General features: G+C 38.8%; 9 protein-coding genes. 2 read left to right on the top strand and 7 right to left on the bottom strand.

What is annotated here, in order from left to right; translation table 11 throughout:
• Nucleotides 1-96: 96 nt before the first annotated feature.
• The 4 genes from LQ226_RS16695 to LQ226_RS16680 all read right to left on the bottom strand — a co-directional run bounded on the left by LQ226_RS16695 (nucleotide 97) and on the right by LQ226_RS16680 (nucleotide 3,413).
• Complete coding sequence (locus LQ226_RS16695) at nucleotides 97-885, bottom strand: hypothetical protein (protein WP_231419134.1); 789 nt, start codon at nucleotides 883-885, stop codon at nucleotides 97-99.
• A gap of 46 nt (nucleotides 886-931) precedes the next feature.
• Complete coding sequence (locus tag LQ226_RS16690) at nucleotides 932-1,924, bottom strand: tetratricopeptide repeat protein (RefSeq protein WP_231419132.1); 993 nt, start codon at nucleotides 1,922-1,924, stop codon at nucleotides 932-934.
• Between the two features lie 96 nt (nucleotides 1,925-2,020).
• On the bottom strand, nucleotides 2,021-2,998 hold the full coding sequence (locus tag LQ226_RS16685) for a toll/interleukin-1 receptor domain-containing protein (RefSeq protein WP_231419130.1): 978 nt from the start codon (nucleotides 2,996-2,998) through the stop codon (nucleotides 2,021-2,023).
• A 76-nt stretch (nucleotides 2,999-3,074) separates the two neighbouring features.
• Nucleotides 3,075-3,413 (bottom strand): hypothetical protein, encoded by a 339-nt coding sequence (locus LQ226_RS16680; RefSeq protein ID WP_231419128.1) that lies wholly within the window; start codon nucleotides 3,411-3,413, stop codon nucleotides 3,075-3,077.
• Between the two features lie 130 nt (nucleotides 3,414-3,543).
• Between LQ226_RS16680 and LQ226_RS16675 the strand changes: the two genes are divergently transcribed.
• A complete protein-coding gene (locus LQ226_RS16675; protein WP_231419126.1) occupies nucleotides 3,544-6,501 on the top strand; it encodes a UvrD-helicase domain-containing protein in 2,958 nt (985 codons plus the stop codon).
• 26 nt (nucleotides 6,502-6,527) lie between these two features.
• Nucleotides 6,528-7,427, top strand: coding sequence for a DUF5655 domain-containing protein (locus LQ226_RS16670; RefSeq protein ID WP_231419124.1), 900 nt, complete (start codon nucleotides 6,528-6,530; stop codon nucleotides 7,425-7,427).
• A gap of 203 nt (nucleotides 7,428-7,630) precedes the next feature.
• Here LQ226_RS16670 and LQ226_RS16665 read toward each other — a convergent pair whose 3' ends face one another.
• From LQ226_RS16665 to LQ226_RS16655, 3 genes are all read right to left on the bottom strand, one after another.
• Nucleotides 7,631-8,551 (bottom strand): HNH endonuclease, encoded by a 921-nt coding sequence (locus tag LQ226_RS16665; protein ID WP_231419122.1) that lies wholly within the window; start codon nucleotides 8,549-8,551, stop codon nucleotides 7,631-7,633.
• Between the two features lie 187 nt (nucleotides 8,552-8,738).
• Entirely contained in the window at nucleotides 8,739-9,725 is a 987-nt protein-coding gene (locus LQ226_RS16660) for a restriction endonuclease (RefSeq protein WP_231419120.1), read from the bottom strand.
• Nucleotides 9,726-9,739: 14 nt separating this feature from the next.
• Nucleotides 9,740-12,919, bottom strand: coding sequence for a DEAD/DEAH box helicase (locus LQ226_RS16655; protein ID WP_231419118.1), 3,180 nt, complete (start codon nucleotides 12,917-12,919; stop codon nucleotides 9,740-9,742).
• Nucleotides 12,920-12,946 lie beyond the last annotated feature (27 nt).

Genomic DNA, 12,946 nt, shown 5'->3' with positions numbered 1-12,946 from the left:
ACGCAATAAAAGGTCACAGATTAAACGAATCTGTGACCTTTTTGACCTCTATTCTCTTCAAAAGGGAAGATATACACTGCTCCTCAAGACAACGACTCAGTTACTCAACCGCTCCATCCAATCCACCAACTCCTCAAAGCGACCATCCGTACGCAATCCTTCTGCCTCTTCCTTCATCCCGGCATTACGCTTAAAGCTGCTCGCTTTCCTTTTCTTTATCTCATCAGCATGCTCTTTCAATTTGTACGCCATCTTTAACGTATCCTCATAAATTTTATGACGATCCCAACGTTCGTTGCGCGCTTTACTAGCAACGAGTCGTGAGCCTGAACCGCCTTTAAATTCTACGTTCCAGGTATAGTTCAGCTCAAATTCGCTAAGATACTGCTCTTGGATAATCTGAAACCACGCTCCACTATATACGCCGGAGAACTGAAGGTTAGGCGCATGTTTCAAATGACCATCACATCCCGCCAGGCAAGGGATTCCCGCCTCGTTCACTGCTTTAACGAAGCATGCAATGTGCGGGTCCAGGTCTAATGCATCTACCTTAAGTCCATTCTTCCGGTTAACGAATGCTCTCCATCTGAAATGATACCCTTCCATACTGACAGGAAACTCTTCCCCGCGGTGCTCTGTGATTTTCTTCATCATCATGACTGGAAACTTGTTCGTAAGCAGTTGAAAACGATCGCCATTCCAGAAGATTGGGATATGCAGTTTGTTTAAAAGCATTTTCAAACTCCTAAGGTCCCTCTTTGAACTTCCACTTGCTAACATTAAGAACGGTCCTTCCTTCTTGACTAGAAACCCTCTCATCTCAAGTGCCTCGTGTAACCTTTCCTGCCCATTCATCATTTCAAGAGATAATAAATTTGACTTCATATCCATCGCCTCCTCATTTATTACCCTTAGTATAAAAGAAAGAGGATTACAAAATTGTAATCCCCTCTCTTGACCTGGAACCAGATCGCTTATGATTCTTATAATGGATGTTTCCTTTTAAAATAGTGTGATCCCAAACGTATAAATTTCCGTCTGTCTTAAGAAGCTTCTTTCCATCGATCCCTGTGGCTTTCTTGAGATCAGAACGAATCTTGTTCATCATCCTTGGGACATAAGAAGGGGACATTTCGACTGCGTTATACCCCCACAGAACTCCAGAGATCTGAGTCACAGTGAGGCCTCCCTCACTCAACAGGATCGCTTCTAAAATCTGCGCGTTTACGGAAGAAAAACTGACGCACTCCTCTTCCCCGTTAAGTTCTGTTCGGTAAGGGTGGATCATCAAGACAACGCATTCTCCACCAGATACACGATCCTCCAATTCATCCTCTGTTTCCACAATCGTTCCATGTTGTTCAGAAAGAGGAACATATCCCTTCTTTTTAGAACCTTTGATAGTCGCTTGATACGGTTTTAAGAACGCTCCGAGAACCGGATCCTGCTTTGCCTTCTCTTCTACTTTAAGTAAGTAACCATATGATTCTTTAAGTAAAAGCAGTTTGTAATAACCGAGGGCCATATTACAAAACAGTTTATAAGTCTGTTTATCATCAAGTCCAAGCTTAAGGGCACGCTCCGCGTAAAAAAGCGCTCCTTCAGGATGATCTTGGCGCATCAACAAAAAAGAAAGATGGTAGCAAGGCCTCGGATCTTCTGGATCAATATAGACAGCTTGCTTTAAATGACGCACCGCACGTGTGAAATTAGAAAACTTCATCTTTTCATTTCTTCCATAGTTCAGATAAAGTCTTGAGAGCTCCTGTAGATAGTCGCTTTTATTCTCTTTATCTACTTTGATGATCTTCTCGTAAAGAGCAATCCCCGCACCAATCCACTCCTGCTCTTCCTCTTCTTCATCAATGCCCTGCATGTTTTCCCAGTCGTGGAGTTGTTGGGTTAGTTGTTGGATGGTCTCCAAAGGCATAACTCCTCATCAAGGTTTATAGTGACTAGCATAATTATATGAGCATATCTTTTTAAATTTATATAGTGAAATAATTTTTAATATAAATAGTTATTTGAAGTAATGGTATAAGTGGTTTTGCCAAATTTCTTCTACAAGCGCCTTAGGATTTCCCTTCTCTATATCGCCAAAGGTGTTCATTGTCATTTTAAGATATAAAACACCATCTATCTCTTCACATTGTAAGGTTTCATTATAGGCATTATCGGAAGACGGATCCAAATGCACTCCATAGTATAAGTTAATACCCTTCATAAAACCTCCGCCTAACCACATTTTAATGCCCGTTTGATAACTTCCTCTATCATATAGCTTGAAAATATGCTTTTTATCTCCAAAGTTTTCTAGATTATAATCAAATCCAGAGTTCTGACTTCTTATATGGGCAAATAGTTCAGTAAACAAATCTTTCATTTCAGTATAACTGTTGGCTAAGAATTTTTCTTTATCTAAATCAGTTACTTCCCTGTTTAACTGAAAATCGCTCCCCGTAAAACGATTATCTGAACCACCCTTAGAAGCTTCCATTATTGCCTTCTGAGGAGATAGGTTTGGCTTCGGGCCAATTGGATTCACTTCATACAAGGGCACATTTTCAATACGATGAAGAAGTTCTTTAAACTTTTCTTCATACATCTCAACATCAGTAAAAGTTATTACATAATAACCTTTTAAATGGTAAGGAATTGATTCTTCAAAATTTCCGCCTCTTAATAAAAATATAAACTTATGAGGATTGTCTTGTAACTCATGTAAACTTAATCTAGTCTCAAAACCAACTCCTCCTTGCATTGATTCAGCTCTCTCAGCGTAATCCTGTGTTAATACAATAATTACTTTATCATTTTCCTTCATGCTATTTATCATCATTTCTTGAAGGTGAACTGTCCCTGATTGAGTCTCAAATTGATCAAATGTAGCATCAACACCATTTCTTCTTAGGTTCCTCACAAGGTCCATTACCCATTGTCTATGTTCAGAATCATCCCAACTGTAACTCACAAATACTTTTTTAATATCCTCAGTCATTTAAAACCCACCCTTTTTCAATTAATCAGGTCAAACCAGATTAATTTTTAACATTATCAAGCCTCTTCTTTCCCTCCTAGTTTCTACATTCAGACTTTAACGCATAAGCCACCGCAGAACCCTGCCCAAATTTATCAACTAATAGATCCTGTGATTGTTTTAAGTTAGCCAGCATATTCTCCTCTACAGGCGAGCCATCAAAAAAGCTCCGCCCAGACTCTTGACTTTCTTCGACTATATACCATTTAGAAGGTTGAAAGGCACACACAACTTTTCCTTTATTAATGCCTACAACATATTCAATATATTCAATTCTTTTTCTATTAATCTTCCAGTTCCCACGAGTAGCTTCGTAATAACTTTTTCCTTCTTTAATGCCATTATGGATCTTCACCATTAAAATCTCTTGCTTCACATTTCCTACCCCCTTGTAAATACAATTAGACCTTGAGAACATATAGGTTAATTGACTCTTTTAAAAGTAAAACTATGTAATTCTATGCTACCATAGATTTATCCTATAATGTTAAAGGGTGGAAATAACATTGCAAGACCTATTTCACAAAATCAAGCTATTCATAAACAAAATACAATACAGAGATTTCTCAGTTGCGTTAAAACAAGATCTTACTAAATGGCAACACAGTAAAGAGTCACTCTGGGCGAAGTCTTTGGCTTTAAAGAATCAGACCGAAATCATTACGAACCATCAAATCGAGACCCTTCAAGAAACGTATAATGAAGTGCTCAAAGACCAGCCACTAAAAGCTATCACGAACTCTTCTATACATAAGCATTTGGAACAGCTTAGAACACTGCCAATCTATAAAGACTACGAAGAAAAACGGAATGAACACAAAAAGGCCATTCGTTCCCTCTTAATCAAACTACCGTCTATCCAAGAAACCAGGAACAAAGTGATCACCATGCATACGGTAGAAGCTTATACATTCATGGAACGCGTCGATCTGTTAAAGAAGTCCTACATCACCCATTCTCATAAACAATCACTACTGGCTTCGTCTTATCAAAACGCTTATGACTTCTTTGAAGGAGGCCACCCGGATCGTACCATTCAACAGTTTAATGGACTGTTCGAGAACCTATCTGAAAAAATCAAGGATTGGAACAAGCATTACATCGATCAAGAACTACGTAACAATCAACACTTCTTTAATAATATCGATGGAAAATCACTAGACCACCAGCAGCGAGTGGCCATCGTAACAGACGAAGATAGCAACTTAATCCTAGCCGGAGCCGGGAGCGGGAAGACGTTAACGATCTCAGGCAAAGTGAAATACTTGATCGAACGAAAAGGGATAAAGCCAGAAGAAATCCTGCTTATCTCATTCACCAAGAAAGCAGCCGGTGAAATGCATGAGAGGATTGCGAAGAAACTAGGCGTTGAGATTGATGTGAAGACATTTCATAAACTAGGCCTTGAGATCATTTCAGAAGCCGGGAACGAGAAACCGGATATAGAAGATTCAATGGACGCCGTTCTCCACACCTTTTTCAAAGAACAGATGCACAAACACAAGAACTACATCCATAAGCTGATGCACTTCTTTGGCGTTTATTTAAAAATCCCTAAAGATATCAGCGATTTTAACACGCTCGGCGAGTACCATGAATATCACAAGAACCTCGACTTTGAAACATTGAAAGGTAAAGCACATAAACAACAAGAACACGTGAAGCAAAGCACGGACCAATTAGCGGCTCAAAAGAAGACGTACCAGGGCGAAACGGTGAAAAGTTTAGAAGAATTCATCATCGCCAACTTCCTCTATTTAAATGGAATTTCCTATACTTATGAGAAACCCTACGAATACTTAACAGGGAATCAACAGTACAGACAATATAAGCCAGACTTTTACTTAGATGATTATGGCCTGTACTTAGAACACTTTGGAATTGATGAAAATATGAGAGCTCCGCACTTAAGTGCGATTGAAGAAGAGCGTTACCTTGAGGATCTGAAATGGAAACGGGAATTGCACAAAGAGAACGAAACAAGACTTTTAGAGACTTACTCTTATTACAATCGAGAAGGGATTTTGCTAGAAGAATTAGAGAGGATGCTCAAAGAAGAAGGCGTAGTATTCCAGCCGATTGACAGTAAGAAGTTGTTCTCGCAAATCTTTGATCACCTTAACAACACCTACTTTCAGGATTTAAAAAAGCTAGTGAAAACATTTATTACCTTATTTAAATCATCTGGCTATGGAGCTGAAGACTTCCAAACGTTAGAGAAGCAAAATAAAAGAAACCTCTCCCTATTTATGAGAAAAAGAAACGAGATCTTCTTCTCCTTGGTGAAGCCGATCTATCACTATTACGAGAAGAGCCTTGCTTCCAAGAATGCCATTGACTTTAACGATATGATTAACCGGGCAACGAGCATTATAGAAGAAACAAAACCTCAGTTTCCCTATAAATATATCATCGTCGATGAATACCAGGACATCTCCCAAAGTCGCTTCCACCTCATTAACGCCATTAGAAAACAAACCGGGGCGAAAGTAATGTGTGTGGGTGATGATTGGCAGTCGATCTACCGCTTCGCTGGCAGTGATATTGAACTGTTCACAAACTTTGAAGCCTACTTTGGCGATCACGAACTACTACGAATTGAGAAGACTTACAGGAACTCCCAACAACTCATTGATACTGCAGGACAATTCGTAATGAAAAATCCGAGCCAATATAAGAAAAACTTAAGATCAGATAAAACAAACGAAACACCGATACGCATGTTCTTATTTAAAAACAGACAAATCATTCAACGCCTTGAAGATATCTTGGATGAAGTCGTAGCCGCAAAAGGAACGAATCAAACGATTATGCTCCTTGGGCGAAACAACTACGACATTCTCATCTTCGAGAAGAGTCCTGACTTTTATGCACAACACAAGAGTGGTAAAGTGACGTACAAGAAATATCCGAACCTTTCTATTCAGTTCCTATCTGTTCATAAATCAAAAGGATTAGAGGCTGATTACGTCATCCTTCTAAACGCTAAGAACGGGAAAACGGGCTTTCCTAACAAAATAGAAGATGATCCCGTACTAGAATGGGTCCTCCAAACGAAGGATCAGTTCCTCTTCTCAGAAGAACGCAGGTTGTTCTATACAGCAATAACAAGAACCCAAAACTCAACGTACATCCTGGTCCCTGAAAAAAGCCCTTCTTCATTTGTGAAAGAACTAAAAGAAGAGTACAACATAGCTTATGAGACAGGAGGGCATGTAGCAGAAGAAACACTAAAATGCCCTCGCTGCCACTCTGGTGACCTTACCATTCGAAATGATTCCTTTGTGGGCTGTAGCAATTACCCTCAGTGCGGGTACACCATTAATGATGTGAGTGTGCTTGAGCATCAGAAGAAATGCAGTCGCTGTGGAGGGTTTATGGCTAAACGAAAGAATAAAAGCGGGGAATATTTCTACGGGTGTAGTAACTATCCGCTTTGTAGTCAGACGGAAAATATAGAGTAGAATCTAGTAAAGAAAGGAAGATTAAATTGGGAGATATTAAACTCTTTCACATAAATGAAAATCACGCAGAAGAACTAGAAGGCCACGCCGTAGCTGTGGAGAAATCACTACAGCACATCATTGAACAAAACTCAGAAGCTTGTCTGGGCGTCCGCTTTCTCGCATCAGAATATAGCACAGGCAAACGTCACGGAGGTCGAATCGATACGTTAGGCATCGACGAGAACTACTCCCCTGTCATCATAGAATACAAACGATCCACAAATGAAAATGTGATTAACCAGGGCCTCTTCTACCTTGATTGGCTGCTTGATCATAAAGGAGAATTCGAACTAATGGTCATGCGCCAATACGGTGAAGAAGTCTCCAATGCTATCGATTGGACAAGCCCAAGGTTATTGTGTATAGCTGGCGGATTCACAAAGTACGACGAACACGCCGTGCAGCAGATCAATCGAAACATTGAATTATATCAATACAAGCACTACACGAACGACTTACTTCTACTTGACTTAGTCAATGCAACGACGGTTCAAGAAACACCGACTGGCGATTCAAAGCCAACCAAAAGTAAAACCGTGAGTGATTACTTAAAGCAGTCTAGCACAGAGCTTAGCGATCGCTATGAATTACTACAGGCTTATCTAGTAGCTCTAGGGGACGACGTGCAAATGAAGACGTTGAAGAATTACATTGCTTTTAAACGAATAAAGAATTTTGCCTGTGTGGAAGTTCACCCGGCTACGAAGAAGATTTTGCTTTATGTGAAAGTCGATCCTGAGACGGTTGAGTTGGAGAAGGGCTTCACTCGGGATGTGCGGAATATCGGGCATTATGGTACAGGGGATTTGGAGATTTCGATTAGTAGTGATGAGGATGTTGAAAGGGCTAAGGGGTTTATTGATATGAGTTATGATGTTAGTTGAGAATATTGAACGCTTGGCGAAGTTGGATTAGTAATATATTTCCCAAAAAGAGAGGGGGTGAGGCAATTCCCCCTCTCATACTAATCATCCTGGACATATCCTTAATTATGGTACGGTTCACCGTAACGTTAAATAGGGTAAAATAGACATTATAGTTGTAATAGTAAGGAGGTACACTCAGCTATCTCCTTACTTATAAAAAATTAAAAAATAGTCATTTCCAAGCTTTCTCTTGTTACAGGATTAATAATGATTGATTTACATTCGTTATTAAGCACATTATTCATTTCCTTTGAACATTTTGGTAATAGTCTTATAGCTACAGTAAGCATTCCAAACAAGTTAAGTAACATTAATATGTCCCCATTCTTTTCTTTAACGCACGAGAACAAGTGATTGTGGGAGGTTGTGTTTAAATGGTTTTTCACTTCATTTATATTTAATCCATTAAAAACTGCTAGCTGAAATTCAGGCTTAATTGATGGACTAAGTATCCCTTCACCTTTCCAGTATTTCCGCAATATACATCCTGTTTTTGTATATTCAAACCCGTTTAAGTATATTGTAGCTAAAGCATACATTGCTTTGATAAGCTCTTTTCTTATTATTTCACCATCAACTTCATACTTTAAGGATCCATTTATTGTTGTAACGGATTTTTTTAAATTAAATCTGACAGGTGTTATATTAGACTTCTGTGCTTTCTTTATCACAGCTTTAATATGATGTGTGTGATCTTGCCCTAGAAAGAACCTAGTACTGATAAGATCCTGAGGATTGTTTATTACCTTCGGATGAAGCTCATAAGTACTCCCCTCTTTACCTATCGTTATTTTACCTGTTGTGCGATTACCACTGCTCTCATTAAAATTAACTTTTTGTTGGTGTGTTTTAATTACACCCTCTTTTGTAGTTATCCCAAGAACTGATCTGATAAATTCTATGTATTTCATATTAGTAAAAGGGGAATCCACTAAGTTATTTGCAACACCATTACATTCTTTACAAACTCTAACTGTAGTTATATCAGAACCACAAGAATCTGGTATAGGATGTTCTCCTACTTTTGTTCTATGTTTCTGCTTTAGACAATAAACACACAAAATTTTCTTTTGCATAGCCATCTCCACTTCCCTTTAGCTATAACTCTTTCTGATACACCTAATTTTATACAGATTCGTAACTTTTCACTAACGCTTCTATTTTATGAACGCAGGGAAAGATACACTGTCCTACTTCACCAATAAGTTAAGAGTTCAGTTTAATTTACTTCGGCACTCTAAAGAAACAACTTTCCTCATTTAATGTTTCCTACTCAGGCACATACATCTTCTTCAACGGAAGTATAGCCCTTTTATCTGTCGGCATATTTTCGTACCACTTCACCACCAAGTCTACTAATTCCTCTAAATCTACTAATCTAACTGAGTTATGTTTAGCTACCACTTCAGCTTGTGAGGTAAATCCACCCGTTGATACAAATAAACAATTAGCATCAATAGGGTTAGCGCCTAGTAATTGTTGAATTTCAGGAGCACCTGCTGATGATTTTCTATGTTTTACTTGCACTTTGATAATAGGCTTTTCAAAACCAAAAGCATCTTTATATGCTAATACATCCACTCCTCCATCAGGCCCTTTAGGGCTTACCTGAACATTATAATCCATTGCTTGTAATAAACCACCCACTAACTCTTGCATTTGCCAGGGATCGAACTTATCTACTTTATCCTGAACCATCACTAATGCTTTATTAACCAGGTCTTGTATGATTTCACTTTCTTCTTCCTCATCTTCATTTATATCCTCAGGTTCTAAGAAAGGGGATTCCACTAACCTTTCAATTTCTTTTCCCCATTCATCAACACGAAATACCGTTAGTACTGAGCCTAAACTGTTTTTAGCTGCTTGTGACAAAAGATCCCGTTCTACCGTAACTTCTTCCCAGTCAACGTCTATATGATTAGGATAATTTGAATCTCCAATCGACTTATCAAAATAATGCTCGCCTCTCACTGTTCCTACCATGTACTCTCTAGTTTCTTTGTAGTAGGTTATTACCTTATCCCCTTTTTTGATGTCTCTACTAAAACGCCAAACTTGATTTACCCAACTGCTTCTGGATCTCGGTTTACTTTCTTCATATACTTCATCCGCCATATCAATCATTTCACTCTTTGATTGAAATTGTTTTGGATCTTCTAATTGCGGCCATCCAATAGATGCAATGCCCTGTTCTTCCCACACTGGAACTAATTCATTATTGTCCCCTGCTCGAACCATCCACCAACGCTTCATTTATGTATCCCCCTTTAATAAGTAAACATTAACCCTTGATCCAACTTATGCTCTTTAATTCCATGTGCTCTGACCTCATACACGAAAACCCGTTCTGTTATATCACTATAATCCTCCAACACCAGTTGTTGTTTAAACTGATATAAATCGTCAGTGACGACGATCAACCTATTTTCGCCCTCAACATCCTCACTAATAAAATCTACGAGTCCAAAAGCAGGTTGTAATTGAACATTCAACCTACCACTTTTCAATTCATACTCCTCAATTAGAGAGAGAAAGTCCTGAGGAATAACACGTCCATTTGATACACCATTGGATGAAACTTTAAATTGTGCTATCCGCTTTACTGGTTTTAGTTGGATGGAGCGTTCCCGATCAATTTCATTCAAACGCTCTTTACTGCGGTCTTCTATTTCATCTATCTGTGCATAAGTCTGGTTGATTAATGCACTATTTTTTCTTTCTACGTTTTCTCTCTGGTATTTTTCTAAACGTTGCTGTAATGTTTCAATCTGCTCTTCAAAAGACTTTCTTAAAAAGACTCTTTTTCTATTAGCATAATCCTCTCGCTTACGTTGAATTGTTTTTAAAAGGTTTCTTGCATGCTTAATGACGTACCGTTTAATGTCTTGGTCTTCTTGAACGAACGTACCCTCCACCTCTAATGTTTGGTGAAATAAGAAATAAGGAGAGACTTGGACAAAACCACCATTCTCGCGTTTCCCAGTCATCATTAACTGTTGTTCAAGCTCACGACCATTTCCATCCACAATCGTTACCTGATTCAACTCAATTTTCATATCTTCAGGAACGGAGGCTTGAACTTCATAAAATGGCAAAACAGCCTGCTGCATTTCTTTAGAGGTCAATTGCATTATTATGTTAAACACGGGGCTATCATTTTGTAACATTGAAAGTTGAGTACTTTCTGAATTCGTAGATAATGCAAAGCGAATAGATTCATCAAAATTGAACATTAACTTTCGTCCACGGGCAAAGTCACGGATCCGTTTAGGAAAACGATCAATACGAGCTGCTGATTTATCTCCCGAGACGCTCACACGTGTCCTCGTACTTTCTAAACCTTGTAAAACGAAGTGACCATAGAACCGCCGAGGAATGCTATGGATTGATACTTTATCAAAAGAGCGTTTAGCTCCTGGTAAATCAAAGTTTTCATTCAGCCGCTCATTCTTAGCTAACTCTAGCAAACGTTCATGTTCTTCGGATAAGGTTTTTTCCATACGCTCAATTACATTATCGAGGTTTTCCCTTCCGATAATGGATTGTTCCATAATAGAAGGTAAATCAGCCTGATGATCTTCTAATACTTCACCGATGAAATCATATACCAGTTCCTGACCAAGGTCTTCTCTCATCTGTTCCATCTTTGTAAGAAGACGTGAAAGCACATCCCCTTCACGAGTATTTGTAGCTACTAAATTAAAGACAAACACTTCGTTCTTTTGACCGATACGGTGAATACGCCCCATTCGCTGTTCCAATCGATTCGGATTCCATGGTATGTCGTAATTTACCATCTGATTACAGAACTGAAGGTTAATGGATTCTCCACCAGCATCCGTAGCAAGCATGATTTGCAAATCTTTGCGAAACTTCTCCACCTCTTCTTGACGCCTGTCCATGGAAAAACCACCCACAATTTTAGCAATATCCGGTACATAAGCCTTAAATTTCTTTTCTAAATAATTCAGTGTATCTTTTGATTCTGTGAAAATTAGTATTTTCTCCCCTTGAGCAAGAAGTCCGTCTGCTCCAAATAAGGTGCTTTCCAGTTCAAGAAATTTTCTCTCATTCTCCTGCTGCCGTACCACATTTGCTTTGCGGATCAAATGATCAAGCATTTCTATTTCCACCTGAAGTTCGTCCATATCAAGTTCTTCAAATTCACCTTCTGCATATTGCTCCATCAATTCCTGATCTTCAAAGGAGCTTTCTTCATATTCTTCTGTGTCTATTAATTGCTGCAACCTCTGTCCTGTCTCCAAAACTTTCTGCAGTCGTTCTTTTCTTCGTAATAGAGAGAGGTAGATTGCTTCCACAGAAGAGCTAAGCCTCCGTTGTAAAATCATCATAGCAAAAGCAACATTCGGTTTATCATTCTTTTTCGCACGGTTAAAGTAATGACGTACGTAGTCTGTCACAGCGTCGTATAGCTCTACTTCTGCAGAGCTTAACTCGAAACCAAGTGTCTTTGTCGTTCGTTTTGGAAACAAGGGTGTTCCGTCAAATTTAACCATCTTTTCTTTTAACCGACGGATTACGTATGGATTACTCTTTTCGAAAATAGAGTCACTTCGATTAAGATGAGAAAAAATGTCATGATCGATAAGGCTCATTAAGTACCTAAAGTTTTCTTTGTCTCCTTTATGCGGAGTAGCTGTTAGAAGCATGCAATGTTCTGAATGACGTAACAGGTTCTCCCCAAGTTGAAACATTTTCGTGCGTTTCACTTTTCTTTTTTTCTGTCCTACTGTGTAAGCTGCCATCTTATGAGCCTCATCTACAATCACTAAATCAAAGTGAGAATTTAGGATCATATTTTTAATATCCTCTCTAGAAGCCCAATACATGGATGCTATCACTTGCTGGTGCATTTCAAAGGGGTTGATTTCACCCGAAGCTTTCAAGTAATCACGAGTTATAATTAAGAAATCTTCATCGAATTTTTCTTTTAACTCTGCCTGCCACTGTTTTAATACTAGCGGAGGAACTAGAATTAACGTTTTGCGAACCATATTTCGTGCTTTCAATTCCCTGATCAGCATACCGGACATAATCGTTTTACCTGCTCCTGGATCATCAGCCAATAGATAACGTACTTGAGGTGCCTGAAGCATCTTACTATAAACCGCTTCAATTTGGTGAGGCAGAGGTATCATATTCTTATTCCCACGAGCCCGTGCTTGAGAGTATTCTTTTTCCGTTCGCAATACGTGATACTGTAAATAGTGTTGAAAGCGATTCTTCCATTGATCTGAAGTTTCATTCTCAGAATAATGTTCCACTTGTTCTAATTGAAATTCTTCTAAATAATTTTCGAAGAATTGATTGGATTCACGACCGACAGCTTCTACCAAAAACAACTCATCATCAATGCTTTCGACATGCTTAATTTGAACAGGCTCTGGCCAGAAAGATCCCCCAACTATTTCACCTTTCTTAAGCATAAAAACACCTCCATTTCCCTCTCAAGT

The organism is Pontibacillus sp. HN14 (genome assembly GCF_021129245.1).
Classification (GTDB): Bacteria; Bacillota; Bacilli; order Bacillales; family BH030062; genus Pontibacillus.
Note: the sequence above shows the minus strand (reverse complement) of the source record. Positions and strands in the feature narration are given on the sequence as shown.

Coding starts and splice junctions, on each gene's coding strand:
- LQ226_RS16695 (WP_231419134.1), bottom strand. CDS start 885: ATGAAGTCAAATTTATTATCTCTTGAAATGATGAATGGGCAGGAAAGG.
- LQ226_RS16665 (WP_231419122.1), bottom strand. CDS start 8,551: ATGGCTATGCAAAAGAAAATTTTGTGTGTTTATTGTCTAAAGCAGAAA.
- LQ226_RS16660 (WP_231419120.1), bottom strand. CDS start 9,725: ATGAAGCGTTGGTGGATGGTTCGAGCAGGGGACAATAATGAATTAGTT.
- LQ226_RS16655 (WP_231419118.1), bottom strand. CDS start 12,919: ATGCTTAAGAAAGGTGAAATAGTTGGGGGATCTTTCTGGCCAGAGCCT.
- LQ226_RS16685 (WP_231419130.1), bottom strand. CDS start 2,998: ATGACTGAGGATATTAAAAAAGTATTTGTGAGTTACAGTTGGGATGAT.